Consider the following 12,457-nt stretch of genomic DNA (forward strand, 5'->3'; position numbering starts at 1 on the left):
CCGCCTACCTCGGCGAGGGGAGCGTGGACAGCATGACACGGCACAGTGATCCGCATCCGGTCCCGCGCTGGCTTGGTTTCGTGCTCAGGTCCGATCGCGCCGGCTCGGCGTGGTTCGTCGGCGCCGGTTTCTTCTTCGCTCCGCTGCTGACCCTGGTGTCACCATGGCCCGCGCTGACCGTCGCGATCTGGACGGTGGTCGGCCTGTTCGGGCTCTGGCTCGGACTGCTGGGCGTGGCGATGGCCACCGGGCTGGCGATGGTGCTGCGCTCGAATGCCGAGATACCCGAGGACTATTGGCGCTCGATCGTGAACTACTGATCGAGGATGACGGCGTTCTCCGGGCAGGCCTCGGCCGCCTCTCTGGCGCTGTCCTCGAGCCCGGCGGGCACCTCGTCGACGATCGCCTCGGCGTACCCGTCGTCGGTCATCGCGAACACGTCCGGACAGACGGTGGTGCACACGCCGTGACCGCGGCAGCGTCCGTCGTCGATGTGGGCTTTCATGCGAGGTCAAACTCCAGATGTAGTTCGGTGAGCCCACGCAGGATGTAGGTGGGCACGTAGGTGTATCGGCGCGCACCGGCGGGGCCGTGGTGTTCCTCGCTGATCCGGATGTCGGTGGTGCGATCCAGCAGTCGCATCAGTGCCACCCGCGCCTCGGCGCGGGCCAGCGGGGCACCCGGGCAGGTGTGGATGCCGCGTCCGAAGGCGATGTGTTGCCGGGCATTTGGCCGTGACGGGTCGAAAGTGTTCGGGTCGGTGAACCGGCGCGGGTCGCGATTGGCGGCGGCCTGGACGACCATCAGTGTGGAACCCGACGGCACGTCCACACCGCCGATGGTGGCCGGCTCTTTCGACAACCGGAAGTCGCCCTTGACCGGGCTCTCGAAGCGCAGCGCCTCCTCGATGAAGTTGCTCACTCCGGAGCGGTCGGCGCGCAGCTGCGCCTGGAATTCGGGATGGTCGCCCAGGATCTGCAGGGCGGCGCTGAGCAGCCGGACGGTGGTCTCCTGGCCTGCCGAGTACAGGTTGGCCGCCACCCGGGCCACGTCGCCCGGATCGGGCACCGAGCCGTCGGGGAACGTCGCCGCGGCCATTTCGGACAGCACGTCGCCGCGGGGGTTGGCGCGCCGGTCTTCGATGTAGGCGCTGAACTTGTCGTAGAGATATTCCAGTGGAGACTTCGCCAGGCTCTCGCCCTTGACGCTGCCGATGCCGCCGCCGTGGTGCGCGCCGCTGGCCATCTCCTTGACGAACTCGTCGCGATCGGCGTCGGGGACGCCGAGCAGGTCGGCGATGATCATCAGCGTGAACGGTTGTGCGAAGCCGGCAATCAGCTCGCCGCCGCTGCCCACGAGGTAGTCGTCGAGTGCACGGTCGACCATCGCGCCCATTGCCTCCTCGTTCTCCTTGAGGCGCTTGGGTGTGATCAGCCGCATCAGCAGCGCGCGGTGATCGGTGTGCACCGGCGGATCGAGCGCAGGCAACTGGTCGTAGAAGGGCAGTTCGTTGCGGTGTCGGTCGATGAGTTCGGGAACGTCGTCACGACCCTCGACGGGAACGGGGAAGCCGGGGAAGGGCCCGGTCACCGCGATGCAGGACGAGAAACGGTCGGCGTCGCCGGCGACCTCGGTGGCTTCTTCCCACCCGGTGACCATCCAGACGCCGTGGTGGGGCTCCTTCGAGACCGGGCAACGGGCCTGCAGCGCCTCCAGATACGGATACGGATCAGCGACCAGACCGCGATCCGTGAAGAAGTTGACGGAGTCTACGTCGGTCACTGAGAAATCCCTTCACGTCACGGCGTTGCCTATACGATCGGCTAGGAGGATGCTAGCCGATCGTATGGTAGTTTACTAGCCGATCGTAAAGTTGGATTGCGAAGGGAGTCGACGATGAGCGCAGTCGCCGCAGCCAGCCCCGACTCCACCGCCGCCCCCGATACCCGGCAGCGGCTGATCGACGCGGCCATCGCGCTGTTCATCCGGCACAGCTTCGCCGGGACGTCGCTGCAGATGATCGCCGACGAGCTCGGCTTCACCAAAGCCGCCATCTACCACCACTTCCGGACCCGCGAGCAGTTGTTGACCGCGATCCTCGAGCCGATCATCGACAAGCTGTCCGCCGTGGTCGACGACGCGGAGACGCAGCGCGGCGTGCAGGCCCGGGCCGAACGCATGCTCAACGGCTACGCGCGCCTGGCCGTGGAGAACCCGATGCTGGTCTCGGTCCTGGCGGCCGATCCGAGCGTGCATACCGTGCTGAAAGCCAACCGCGACTGGACGCACATGATCGCGCGCCAGATGGCGTTGCTCGCCGATGTTCACCCCGGCCCGGCCGGGTACCTGCGGGCGCAGTTCGTCTTCGCCGGCATCGCCGGATCAGCCGACCCGAAACGTGACGCCGATGACGAGTGGCTGCACGGCCAGCTCGTCGACGCGGGCCGGCGTGCGCTCGGTATGCGTGCACCGCGCCGAATGTCTTGATTTTCCAACATCTTTCGATCATCAGGCGGTCAGCCCGCCGGAAAGGGGAAACCTGTGTCCACCTCGAAGACGGCATTGGTGACCGGTGGCGGTTCGGGAATCGGTGCGGCAGTGGCGGAACGGCTGCGGGCCGACGGTCACACCGTGGCGATCATCGACCTCAACCCCTCTGAGGCCGAACACTCCTACGTCGCCGACGTCACCGACCGCGCGCAGATCGACGCTGCGGTCGCCGAGATCCACCGCACCCTCGGGCCGGTCACGATCCTGGTGAACGCCGCGGGCAAGGACAGCTTCCGGCGCTTCCTCGACCTGTCCTTCGAGCAGTGGCAGAACATCATCGACATCAACCTGCACGGTGTCTTCCACACCATCCAGGCCGTCCTGCCGGACATGATCGAGGCCGGCTGGGGCCGCATCGTCAACATCTCCTCGTCGAGCACCCACTCCGGTGTGCCCTACATGTCGGCCTACGTCGCGGCGAAATCCGGCGTCAACGGGCTGACGAAAAGCCTTGCGCTGGAATATGGTCCGGCCGGCATCACGGTCAATGCGGTGCCACCGGGCTTCATCGACACCCCGATGCTGCGCAACGCCGAAGCACGCGGGAACATGGGCGACATCCAGGCCACGATCGACGCCACCCCGGTGCGCCGGATGGGCAAACCGGAGGACATCGCCGCGGCATGCGCCTTCCTCATCTCCGAAGAAGCCGGTTACATCACCGGCCAGATCCTCGGTGTGAACGGCGGCCGCAACACCTAGCCGGCGGGCTTGGTCGTCGTCGGGGTCACCGATGTGGTCACCGTGACGGTGGTGGTGCTCACCGTCGTCGTCGCGCTCGCCGAACTGCTCGCGGTGCCCGAGGTGCTGGCCGGCGAGAAGCTGGCCTCCTTGAACTCGATCCACGAATCCTTGTAGATGACATCGTCACCCGAGGACACCAGGATCTGGGTGGGCGAAACGGCGTACGTGACACCGTCATTGATTGCGACCAGCGTCCCGTCGGAGCTACGCGTGATCGGTAGGTGCAGGGGAGCGTTGTCCGACAGGCGCACGCCGCGGTACTCCAGTCCGCCGTCGGCGTTCACGCAGATCACCACCAGCGATTTCGACGTGCGTCCGTAGGCCATCAGGGTCTGGTTCTCGTCGCACCGTGCGCCGGTGTCGACATAGCCCCGTGAGTCGGCCGTGAACGACGTCGGTGCGCTCGACGTCGACGTCGCGGCCGATGACGAGGCCGGGGACGTCGTCGCCGTCGTGCTGGCCGTCGTCGAGAGCGTCGTGGGCGCCGCCTGGGCGACGGGCAGTGTGTCAGACGAGCCGGCCGCCACGGTCACCGCGACCGCCAGGCCGACCGCCGTCAGCGCTCCGCCGACTCCCAGCCAGGGCAACCAGCGCGACGGCGGGTGGATGGAGTGAGGTTCGTGAGCTGACATGGCCTAAGCGAACCACCTCGGGCGGCGTTTTCCGTGCTGTGCAGCGGCGTTTCTCCGGACTAATCGCAGGAGATGCCCGTCACGCCGGTCAGCTCGCCGGTTCGGCCGGTTCAGGTGACTGGGCCGGTGTCGACTCGTGGGTCAGCACCGCCCACAACAAGCCGGCGGCCTGGCGGGCCTGATCGGTGGGCACGATCGGCGAACCCGCCGCAGGCTGTTCTGCCGGTGCACCGCTGATGTGTTCCACCAGGGCCACGGCCAGTGAGCGGAGCTTCACATTGGATTCATGGCTGGCGCGGCGCAGGGTGGCCCACGCGGTGTCGGCATCACACATCAGTCGCCCCATGATCGCGCCTTTGGCCTGCTCGATGGCTCCGCGCGACTGCAGCACCGCGAGCATGTCGGCGGTGGCGGTCTCGTCCTCGGCGCCGGCCGACACCATGGCTGCGGACACCAGCTGCTCGTAGCCGATCAGGGTGGTCACCGTGGTGGCCGTCGACGGCCGGTCCAGCGCGCACGTCAACACGACCGTGCTGTCGGCCTTCCACACCCCGGGCACCGACACCGCACCGCGAACCTCACGCCAGGCCGCGCTGAGCTCGGGCAGCCGGCCGTCCATCGCCTGCAGGCTGAGCTCCGGCCAGCGCTCGTCGGCCCACAAATCCAGGCTCAGCACCGGCATCTGATGGACGAAGGCGTCGATCACCGGGCCGCCGAGCCCGGCCAGCTGGGCCTCGACGATCTCGCCGCCGTAGCCGCGGGCGGCCAGCACCGTCACCTCGTCCTCGTCGAGGCGCCGCTCGTGCACGGTGATCGCCAACCCGACCGCATGGGGCAGGTCGAGATGGACGCGTTCGAGAATCCGGTCGAACAACTCCTGCTGGGACAGGTCGCGCCGGTGGAACTCGGGGACGGGCATGGTGTGCGACTCACTCCTTGGTGATGACGGTTGCCACCCGGTCGAGGCCGGAGATGCCGAGCAGGGTCTTGATCGGCCCTTCGGCGGCGATGATCATCGTGAGCTCGGCTGTGGCGGCCACGGCAAACAGCGCACGCACCGCCGCGCTGTCGCAGTAGGTGACGTCGGACAGGTCGACGGTCAAGGCGTCAGATCCGGTGGCGGCCTTGGCCACGACGTCCTGGAACTGCCCGACATTGGCGAGGTCGATCTCACCGGAGGCAACCACGTGTGGCGACTCCAGATCGGAATCCACCGCGACCCGGAACTGGGCCTCTGCCATCAGCGCAACTCCTTGAGCGTTTCGACGCCTGCTCCGACGCACAAACCGTAACTGCCGTTACTCGGCGATTGTCGCGGATGGGTCGAACAGCTGTTGCCGGAAACCGCAAGCCGCCACCGGTCGGCACCGTCGCAGGATCGGACCGTCAGCACGATTTTAGGCCCGAACAGGACATCTCGACCGGCGGCAGCAACCGATTTGCCACCGCACGTTTCACCCACTGGTTCTCCCGTCGTCTTCTTCACCCCCGACGACGTAATCGCCGGGCAGCTTAGCAAGCTTCGGTGCGTGCCGAGCAGTCAGCGAGAGCAAAGTCTGCTGCCGGTGCGCTCCGGCCGGGACTCGCACGCCTTTGCGAGTTCACCGCAGACACACCCGCAACAGCAGTTAGGCTCACGCGAGAGGGCTGCCGGGGGGCAAGGGGCCCTGCGGGAAGAGACCTAGAGGGTGGATAGATGCTCCGCGAATTCGTCATCGCAGCAGCCGTCGCCGGAGCGGCACTGGCCGTGGCACCGGCTGCCGCCGCCGATGAACCCCACGGGCCGTTCCCCGGTGATCCGCCGGGCATGAGCTACGAGGCTTACCTCAGCGCGCCGTGCTATCAGTGGGACCGGTTCGCATTCGGGCGCGGCCCCGGTGGCGAGCCGTTGCTCTGCCGCTGGATCCCCGGTCAGTCGCCGATCGGCATGGACCGGCCGCCTGAGGGTGTGGGCTTCTGGGTGCTCTCACCCAAGATCTACGGCGTGCAGGCCGTCGGCTCGCCGTGCCCGGGCTCGCAGGCCGCGGCGCAGTCGCCCGACGGCCTACCGATGTTGTGCCTGGGAGCTCAGGGCTGGCAGCCCGGATCGATGCATTCCGGCGACTGGGGCAACGGGAACGACTTCTACCCGGCCGGCTAACCGGCGAGAACGCAATCAGGGCGAGAATCACGAAGATTCTCGCCCTGATTGCGTTGTGAATGCGGGTCAGACGGACGCCGCTTCGTTCAGCTCGTCGAGGCGGGTGGTGGCCTCCAGGTACTCCTGCACCCAGCGCTCGATCACCGTGGCGGTCTTCTCGACCTTGGTGAACTGACCGACGACCTGTCCGATCGGGTTGAACGCGACGTTGACGCTCTCATTGGGGTACTTGTGCGTGGCGGCCACGGCCATGCCGGACACCATGTACTGCAACGGCATTCCGAGCGGCTTGGGGTTGCCGTCCTTCTCCCACGCCTCGGTCCAGTCGTTGCGCAGCATGCGGGCAGGCTTGCCGGTGAACGAGCGGCTGCGCACGGTGTCGCGGCTCTCGGCCTTCGCATACGCGGCGTGCTGCACGTCGGTGTGCTCGGACTCCTCGACCATGACCCACTGCGAACCGGTCCACGCGCCTTGGGCACCCAGTGCGAGCGCCGCGGCGATCTGCTGACCGCTGCCGATACCGCCGGCGGCCAGCACCGGCACCGGCGCCACCGCCTTGACGACCTGCGGCCACAGCACGATCGAGCCGATCTCACCGCAGTGGCCGCCGGCCTCGCCGCCCTGGGCGATGATGATGTCCACGCCGGCCTCGGCGTGCTTCTTGGCCTGCGACGGCGAACCGCACAACGCCGCGACCTTGCGGCCCTCGGCGTGGATGTGCTTGATCATCTCGGCCGGCGGGGTGCCGAGGGCGTTGGCGATCAGCGTGCACTTGGGATGCTTGAGCGCCACCTCGACCTGCGGCGTCGCGGTCGCCTCGGTCCAGCCCAGCAGCCCCATGGCGTCGTCGTCGCTGTTCTCGACCGGCACACCGTGGTCGGCGAGGACCTTCTTGGCGAAGTCGATGTGCTCTTGCGGCACAAGGTCGTTCAGCGTCTTCTTCAGCACCTCGGGGGACAGGTCCGTCGAGTCCATGCCCTCGTATTTGTTGGGGATCACGATGTCGACGCCGTAGTGATGGTCGCCGATGTTCTCATCGATCCACTTGAGCTCGATCTCGAGCTGTTCGGGGGAGAACCCGACGGCGCCGAGCACGCCGAAGCCGCCGGCCTTGCTGACGGCCACGACCACGTCGCGGCAGTGGGTGAACGCGAAGATCGGATATTCGATATCGAGGTCGTCGCAGAGGGGAGTGCGCATGGACCGGCTCCTTCAAGCGTGGGGCGTAAGCAGACTGAAACGTGTTCTAGTTTAGTACGCGCCGCGCGCGCCAGTTGCAGGTATCCGCCATCGATGCGCGAACGAATGGCTATCGGCACAATCACCCCAGCGAGAGCCCATGACGGCGGCTCTTCGCGGAGTACCGTGAGCAGTGTCGGCTCGTCGTCGGCGAGAGGGTGTAACGCCATGGTTGTCTCGACACTTCGAATGCGGCGCGTCGCGCTGCTCGGCATCGCGGCCGCCCTGACCGCGGTCCTCGCACCCGTCGGCGTGGCCGCGGCGGAGACCGGCCCCGATTGCACCAACGGCGTCGTACCGCTCAACCCCTACGTGGTGAACTGCGGTCTGCCGGCGCGGGGCAATCACACCATCGGGGCGGCGCCCGACGCCGGAGCGATCATCGCGTGCCGGCACAGCCCCATCTGCCTGTCGTACTACGTGAATTACCCAGGCACGCTGATTGTTCCGGGCTACCGGCCCTAGGCCTTGATGCCGCTGCGGCTAGCTGGTCGAGCCGACTCACCGTCGGCTAGCTGGTCGAGCCGACTCCTCGTCGGCTGCTGACCAGCAGCGAGCCACCCGCCACCAGCAGGCCGATCACGGCCACCGGAATCGACCAGGACCGCCGCTGCGACACCGACGACTGGCACTGCGCCACGAAGTCGGTGTGCGGGACGAGCTGGTTCAGGATCGGCACGTTGGCGACGACATTCTTGTCGTTGGCCGCCCGCGCCGACGACAGATCGGCGGCTACGGCGTTGCCGCAGCCGATGCTGCCGCCGTTGCCGTCCGGGGTCGACACCGGCACCAGCATCGCGATGACCCCCACGGCCAGCAGCACCGCACCCACCAGCAGAACCACACGACGCACCGACATGTCCGTCTCCTTACGCATCCGTCGAATCGGAGCGGGGTCTACCCCGGCGACGACTCGGCCAAACGCGCCGCGGTGCGCACCTGTCAGGGCTTGGCGAACAGCTCCACCTCGGAGACCAGCGGCAGGTTGAGCGTGGTGCGGATGCCCGGCGGGGCGGCGATCACCGCCGGAATCGCGTTGACGATGCGGCCTGCGGCGCCGGCGATCGCGGCCTGGTTGTGGTCGCCGTAACTGCTGCTCGGGACGATGTCCACCGCGTACGAAGGCTCACCGGTGATTTCAATGCGGTACGAGCCGCCGCCAGCTGCGGGCTGTGGCAAATCCGGACGCAGATCGGGGCGCAACCGGGTGATGTGCTCGATGACGATCGCGGGGTGGCCGTTGACCATTCCGCGGATCTCGAACTGCAGGACGGCCAGGGTGCCCTTGGCGACATGACCGACCGCGATGTCGAAATCCTCTGGCGCGGGTTCGCGTTGGTACGACTCGGTGATCTCGTCGACCTCGATGCCCAGGCCGGCGGCCAGCTGCCGGATCGCCGTGCCCCAGGCGATGCTGAGCACTCCGGGCTGCAGCAGCATCGGGATCTCGTCCATGGAGCGGGCAAAACCCATGTAGTGCATGACTTCTGCGCCGTCGTAGGACGCGTAATCATGGATCTCCATGCATCGCACCTGCTCGACGCGCTGACAGGTGCTGGCCAGCGCGAGCGGGATCAGATCGTTGACGAAGCCCGGGTCGACACCGCTGATGAACAGGCTCGAATTGCCTTGTCGGGCCGCGTCTTCCACTCTCTGGATGTACTTGTCGGGCATCACGCCCCAGGGGTACTGCAGCAACCCGGGCGATGATCCGACGACGTTGATGCCGGCGGCCAGGATCTTGCGGACATCCTCCATGGCCTCGGGCATGCGGGTGTCGCCCATCGCGCAGTAGACGGCGCACTCGGGCTCGGTGGCCAGCACCGCGTCGAGGTCTTTGGTCGCCAGGATGCCGGTCTTGACGTCCAGCCCGGCCAACTCACCCGCGTCCTTTCCCACCTTCTCGTCGGCCGACACGCACAGCCCGGTCAGCTCGAACCCGGGGTTCTCGATCAGCTCGACCAGGGCTATCCGACCGACGTTTCCGGTGCCGATGTGGGCAACGCGGATGGCCATAAGTTCTCCTCATGCTGGGGTCTGCGGTGGGTTCAGTATGCGCACTTCGGCGCAGAACTGGAACAAGTTCTACTTTGAAAAATATGCTGCGGTAGCCTGTCGGCTCATGGGACGCGTAGACGACAAAGTAGCCATCATCACCGGTGGCGCACAGGGGATGGGCGCCGCTGACGCGCGGATGCTGGTCGCCGAAGGCGCCAAGGTTGTGATCGGGGACATCCTCGACGACAAGGGCAAAGAACTCGCCGACGAGCTCGGCGACGCCGCGCGCTACGTGCACCTCGACGTCACCGAAGCCGATCAGTGGAAGGCCGCCGTCGAGCTCGCGATCGCCGAGTTCGGCAAGGTCAACGTGCTGGTGAACAACGCGGGCATCGTCCAGGTCGCGCCGCTGAAGTCGCTCGACGTGGAGCGGTGGAAGAAGGTCCTCGACGTCAACCTGACCGGCGCGCTGCTGGGTATCCAAGCTGTCCTGCCGTCGATGAAGGAGTCCGGTGGCGGCTCGATCATCAACGTCTCGTCCATCGAAGGCATGCGCGGCGCCGCCTGGGTGCACAGCTATGTGGCGTCCAAGTGGGGTCTGCGCGGCCTGACGAAATCGGCTGCGCTGGAACTGGCGTCGGACAACATCCGGGTCAACTCGGTGCACCCGGGCTTCATCCGCACGCCGATGACCAAGCACCTGCCCGAAGACATGGTCAGCGCCCCGCTGGGCCGTCCGGGCCAGCCCGAAGAAGTGGCCACCTTCATCGTGTTCCTGGCCAGCGACGAGTCGTCGTTCTCCACCGGTTCGGAATACGTGGTCGACGGCGGTCTGATCACCGACGTCCCGCACCGCGCGATGCCCTGATCCTCGGGCCTTAGTCCTTCGGGCTCCGGCGGGTCCGCAGCGCCAGCGAGCCGAACGCCGCGCCCAGCGCGGCCCGTCCCAGCGCGGGGAAGTGGCCGATCACATTGGCCGCCCCGCCGCGGCGGCCGGGGATCGACATCCGCAGCACCGGCCAGTCGCTCGCCGCGGCCTTGGCGGCCAGGCCGGGCCGCGGATTGACCGGACGGGGATGGCCGACCAGCCGCATCAGGGCAGCGTCCTCGTCGCCGTCGGCGTAGAAATAGCTGCCGGTCAGGTCGACCTCGTTTTCTTCGCAAAACCGTTGCACCGCAGCGGCTTTCTGGCGTCCCCAGACGATGGGCCTGGCGATGTTCCCGGTCAGGCGACCGTCGTCGTCGAGCTCGAAGGTGTTGCAGATGACGTCGGCGATCCCCAGCGCGCGGGCCACCGGCTCCGCGTGGATGGTCAACGCTGACGAGCTGACCACCACGGTGTGCCCGCGGTCCCGGTGCGCGGCGACGATCTCGCGCATCAGCGGGTACACCCGCGCCGCCACCTGTTCGGTGTAGAGCCGCTCACCGATCTGGTCGAGCTCGGCCAGCGACTCGCCGCGCAGATACCCCGCGGCGCGGACCAGCAGCCGCTCGAACTGCATGCGGCCCAGCTTGTAGCGCAGCGAGGCCTCGATCACCCCGAGCACCTCGCCGATCCGGGCCTGTCCGCGGCGGACCCGGTCGCTGGCGTGCGCGGTCGCGGTGAAACCGGCGACCAGCGTGCCGTCCAGGTCGAAGAACGCGCCGACGGTCGGACCCGGTGGGCTCCCGGCGATCTGAGCGAGCGGATCCGATGACAGAGTCACCACACCATCATGCCGATCCGCGGGAATGCCTCGCCCCCTGCGGTGTTGCACGCCACATGAAACTCAACGATGCGGCGCGCGCTCTGATCGGCTCCGGTGCCGATGCCACGCTGGTCACCCTCAACCCGGACGGCAGCCCGCAGGTGTCGCTGGTGTGGGTGGCGGTGCAGTCCGGTGAGGACGGCGACGAGCTGGTGACGGCCCACCTGTCGGAGCACAAGAAGGTTCGCAACGTGCGCCGGGACGGACGGGTGGCGCTCACCATCGTCTCGACCGAGCCGGGCGCCGTCATGCGGCCGTATCTGTCGGTCACCGGTACCGCGCGCATCGTCGAAGGCGGCGCACCCGAGGTTCTGCGGGAGCTCGCGGCGGTGATGATCACCGACGACACCGTGGTGTTCCCACCCGACGACGCCCCGCCGGGATACCTGACCCGGATCCGGATCGACGCGGTCGGCGGCATCGGCCCCTGGGCGAGCTAACCCTGCGGGCGGGTCTTGGCTGCCGCTTCGAGTTCCTCTTCCCAGGCGCCCTCATCGCGTCCCAGTGCGATGGTGGCCGCGGCCATGGCGCCGACGGCGATGGCCAGGACGACCGCGACCGGCTTGGTGACCGCGAGGTGCTCGCCGAGCACCACCTCACCGATCAGCACGGCGATCACCGGTTCGAGCACCAGCATCGCCGGGACCGACGCGCGTAGCGACCCGGCGTGGAAGGCCGACTGTTGCAGCAGAGTGGCCACGACGCCGACGACGATCACCACGTAGAGCACCGGCGAGGTGAGCAGACGCCCCATGTCGCCCTCGCGTACGGCATGCATCACGAGCTTCGTCAGCACCGCCACCACGCCGAACAGAACACCGACACCGACCGCCAGCAGGATCGCCCGGCGCCAGTCCGACAGCCGTAACGCCACCAGTAGACAGCCGGCCACGAACAGCAGGCTGACTCCGGCCACCACCACGGCAGGCAACGCCGCGCCGTCGTAGTCGCCGGGCTTGGTTCGGGCCAGCGATACGAACACCGCCAACGCGAGCGTGAGCAGCATCGCCCAGCCCCACTCGCCGCGGGAGACCCGGCGGTGCGCCAGCCGCGCGCTCAGCGGCAGCGCGAACAGCAACGCGGACACCATCAGTGGGGCGACCAGCAGCAGTGAGCCGTAGGCCAGCGCCACCGCCTGGAACGCGTACCCGATCACCGCGGACGCGGTGCCGGCCCACCAGAGCCGGCGGCGCAACAGCGTCGACACCATCACGGTGCTGACACCCTGATCTCGGGGGACGTCCATGGTGGCCCGCTGACGGACCACGATGCCGATGGCCGCGAACACCGCACCGGCAAGGGCGGCTGCCACGACGAGCGCGTGCTGCAGCAATATCCGTCCCTTCACTGGTTGTCCGCGGCGCACCACCGAATCTAGGGCACGCGCGGATCGGCCGACGTCAGCG

General features: G+C 67.7%; 18 protein-coding genes. 8 read left to right on the plus strand and 10 right to left on the minus strand.

Going from position 1 to position 12,457, the window contains the following annotated elements; translation table 11 throughout:
• The first annotated feature begins 32 nt into the window (after nt 1-32).
• Nucleotides 33-320 carry a hypothetical protein gene (locus tag D3H54_RS14060; protein ID WP_149379554.1) on the plus strand — a complete coding sequence of 96 codons (288 nt, stop codon included), beginning with the start codon at nt 33-35 and terminating at the stop codon, nt 318-320.
• Here the strand turns inward: D3H54_RS14060 and D3H54_RS14065 are convergent.
• Nucleotides 314-505, minus strand: a complete 192-nt coding sequence (locus D3H54_RS14065; RefSeq protein ID WP_149379555.1) for a ferredoxin — start codon at nt 503-505, stop codon at nt 314-316. The genes D3H54_RS14060 and D3H54_RS14065 overlap by 7 nt on opposite strands.
• On the minus strand, nt 502-1,782 hold the full coding sequence (locus D3H54_RS14070) for a cytochrome P450 (protein WP_149379556.1): 1,281 nt from the start codon (nt 1,780-1,782) through the stop codon (nt 502-504). Before D3H54_RS14070 ends, D3H54_RS14065 begins: the two co-directional genes overlap by 4 nt.
• Before the next feature lie 114 nt (nt 1,783-1,896).
• Here D3H54_RS14070 and D3H54_RS14075 point away from each other — a divergent pair, with 114 nt between their 5' ends.
• Nucleotides 1,897-2,487, plus strand: coding sequence for a TetR/AcrR family transcriptional regulator (locus tag D3H54_RS14075; protein WP_149379557.1), 591 nt, complete (start codon nt 1,897-1,899; stop codon nt 2,485-2,487).
• A gap of 54 nt (nt 2,488-2,541) precedes the next feature.
• Nucleotides 2,542-3,252, plus strand: coding sequence for an SDR family NAD(P)-dependent oxidoreductase (locus D3H54_RS14080; RefSeq protein ID WP_149379558.1), 711 nt, complete (start codon nt 2,542-2,544; stop codon nt 3,250-3,252).
• Here D3H54_RS14080 and D3H54_RS31225 read toward each other — a convergent pair.
• On the minus strand, nt 3,249-3,620 hold the full coding sequence (locus tag D3H54_RS31225) for a hypothetical protein (RefSeq protein ID WP_168214859.1): 372 nt from the start codon (nt 3,618-3,620) through the stop codon (nt 3,249-3,251). The two genes, D3H54_RS14080 and D3H54_RS31225, sit on opposite strands and share 4 nt — an antisense overlap.
• 58 nt (nt 3,621-3,678) lie before the next feature.
• On the opposite strand from D3H54_RS31225, the gene D3H54_RS31230 reads away from it, so the two are divergent.
• The gene (locus D3H54_RS31230) at nt 3,679-3,909 is read left to right on the plus strand and encodes a hypothetical protein (protein ID WP_168214860.1); all 231 of its coding nucleotides are present in this window, start codon (nt 3,679-3,681) and stop codon (nt 3,907-3,909) included.
• A gap of 105 nt (nt 3,910-4,014) precedes the next feature.
• Here D3H54_RS31230 and D3H54_RS14090 read toward each other — a convergent pair whose 3' ends face one another.
• Nucleotides 4,015-4,845 (minus strand): ANTAR domain-containing protein, encoded by an 831-nt coding sequence (locus D3H54_RS14090; RefSeq protein ID WP_149379559.1) that lies wholly within the window; start codon nt 4,843-4,845, stop codon nt 4,015-4,017.
• A 10-nt stretch (nt 4,846-4,855) separates the two neighbouring features.
• Complete coding sequence (locus D3H54_RS14095) at nt 4,856-5,167, minus strand: STAS domain-containing protein (protein ID WP_149379560.1); 312 nt, start codon at nt 5,165-5,167, stop codon at nt 4,856-4,858.
• Nucleotides 5,168-5,622: 455 nt separating this feature from the next.
• Between D3H54_RS14095 and D3H54_RS14100 the strand changes: the two genes are divergently transcribed.
• On the plus strand, nt 5,623-6,066 hold the full coding sequence (locus D3H54_RS14100) for a hypothetical protein (RefSeq protein ID WP_149379561.1): 444 nt from the start codon (nt 5,623-5,625) through the stop codon (nt 6,064-6,066).
• 66 nt (nt 6,067-6,132) lie between these two features.
• Here D3H54_RS14100 and D3H54_RS14105 read toward each other — a convergent pair whose 3' ends face one another.
• A complete protein-coding gene (locus D3H54_RS14105) occupies nt 6,133-7,266 on the minus strand; it encodes a nitronate monooxygenase (RefSeq protein ID WP_149379562.1) in 1,134 nt (377 codons plus the stop codon).
• A gap of 207 nt (nt 7,267-7,473) precedes the next feature.
• Here D3H54_RS14105 and D3H54_RS14110 point away from each other — a divergent pair, with 207 nt between their 5' ends.
• Nucleotides 7,474-7,770 (plus strand): hypothetical protein, encoded by a 297-nt coding sequence (locus tag D3H54_RS14110; RefSeq protein WP_168214861.1) that lies wholly within the window; start codon nt 7,474-7,476, stop codon nt 7,768-7,770.
• A 46-nt stretch (nt 7,771-7,816) separates the two neighbouring features.
• Here D3H54_RS14110 and D3H54_RS14115 read toward each other — a convergent pair whose 3' ends face one another.
• Both D3H54_RS14115 and D3H54_RS14120 read right to left on the minus strand, forming a co-directional pair.
• A complete protein-coding gene (locus D3H54_RS14115) occupies nt 7,817-8,164 on the minus strand; it encodes an aminopeptidase (RefSeq protein ID WP_149379563.1) in 348 nt (115 codons plus the stop codon).
• Nucleotides 8,165-8,247: 83 nt separating this feature from the next.
• A complete protein-coding gene (locus D3H54_RS14120) occupies nt 8,248-9,321 on the minus strand; it encodes an NAD(P)H-dependent amine dehydrogenase family protein (protein WP_149379564.1) in 1,074 nt (357 codons plus the stop codon).
• A gap of 106 nt (nt 9,322-9,427) precedes the next feature.
• Here D3H54_RS14120 and D3H54_RS14125 point away from each other — a divergent pair, with 106 nt between their 5' ends.
• Nucleotides 9,428-10,171 (plus strand): glucose 1-dehydrogenase, encoded by a 744-nt coding sequence (locus D3H54_RS14125; RefSeq protein WP_149379565.1) that lies wholly within the window; start codon nt 9,428-9,430, stop codon nt 10,169-10,171.
• Nucleotides 10,172-10,181: 10 nt separating this feature from the next.
• Here the strand turns inward: D3H54_RS14125 and D3H54_RS14130 are convergent, their stop codons facing one another.
• Nucleotides 10,182-11,012, minus strand: a complete 831-nt coding sequence (locus D3H54_RS14130) for an HAD family hydrolase (protein WP_149379566.1) — start codon at nt 11,010-11,012, stop codon at nt 10,182-10,184.
• 53 nt (nt 11,013-11,065) lie between these two features.
• Between D3H54_RS14130 and D3H54_RS14135 the strand changes: the two genes are divergently transcribed.
• On the plus strand, nt 11,066-11,491 hold the full coding sequence (locus tag D3H54_RS14135) for a PPOX class F420-dependent oxidoreductase (protein ID WP_149379567.1): 426 nt from the start codon (nt 11,066-11,068) through the stop codon (nt 11,489-11,491).
• On the opposite strand, the gene D3H54_RS14140 is transcribed toward D3H54_RS14135, so the two are convergent.
• The gene (locus D3H54_RS14140; protein ID WP_149383534.1) at nt 11,488-12,384 is read right to left on the minus strand and encodes a DMT family transporter; all 897 of its coding nucleotides are present in this window, start codon (nt 12,382-12,384) and stop codon (nt 11,488-11,490) included. The genes D3H54_RS14135 and D3H54_RS14140 overlap by 4 nt on opposite strands.
• Nucleotides 12,385-12,457: the final 73 nt, after the last annotated feature.

It is taken from the genome of Mycobacterium sp. ELW1 (genome assembly GCF_008329905.1).
GTDB lineage: Bacteria > Actinomycetota > Actinomycetes > Mycobacteriales > Mycobacteriaceae > Mycobacterium.

Bases quoted from the DNA above. Each gene is read 5' to 3' on its own strand.
- D3H54_RS14060 (WP_149379554.1), top strand. From the start codon at position 33: ATGACACGGCACAGTGATCCGCATCCGGTCCCGCGCTGGCTTGGTTTC.
- D3H54_RS14065 (WP_149379555.1), bottom strand. From the start codon at position 505: ATGAAAGCCCACATCGACGACGGACGCTGCCGCGGTCACGGCGTGTGC.
- D3H54_RS14075 (WP_149379557.1), top strand. From the start codon at position 1,897: ATGAGCGCAGTCGCCGCAGCCAGCCCCGACTCCACCGCCGCCCCCGAT.
- D3H54_RS31225 (WP_168214859.1), bottom strand. From the start codon at position 3,620: ATGGCCTACGGACGCACGTCGAAATCGCTGGTGGTGATCTGCGTGAAC.
- D3H54_RS14090 (WP_149379559.1), bottom strand. From the start codon at position 4,845: ATGCCCGTCCCCGAGTTCCACCGGCGCGACCTGTCCCAGCAGGAGTTG.
- D3H54_RS14095 (WP_149379560.1), bottom strand. From the start codon at position 5,167: ATGGCAGAGGCCCAGTTCCGGGTCGCGGTGGATTCCGATCTGGAGTCG.
- D3H54_RS14100 (WP_149379561.1), top strand. From the start codon at position 5,623: ATGCTCCGCGAATTCGTCATCGCAGCAGCCGTCGCCGGAGCGGCACTG.
- D3H54_RS14105 (WP_149379562.1), bottom strand. From the start codon at position 7,266: ATGCGCACTCCCCTCTGCGACGACCTCGATATCGAATATCCGATCTTC.
- D3H54_RS14110 (WP_168214861.1), top strand. From the start codon at position 7,474: ATGGTTGTCTCGACACTTCGAATGCGGCGCGTCGCGCTGCTCGGCATC.
- D3H54_RS14115 (WP_149379563.1), bottom strand. From the start codon at position 8,164: ATGTCGGTGCGTCGTGTGGTTCTGCTGGTGGGTGCGGTGCTGCTGGCC.
- D3H54_RS14120 (WP_149379564.1), bottom strand. From the start codon at position 9,321: ATGGCCATCCGCGTTGCCCACATCGGCACCGGAAACGTCGGTCGGATA.
- D3H54_RS14125 (WP_149379565.1), top strand. From the start codon at position 9,428: ATGGGACGCGTAGACGACAAAGTAGCCATCATCACCGGTGGCGCACAG.
- D3H54_RS14135 (WP_149379567.1), top strand. From the start codon at position 11,066: ATGAAACTCAACGATGCGGCGCGCGCTCTGATCGGCTCCGGTGCCGAT.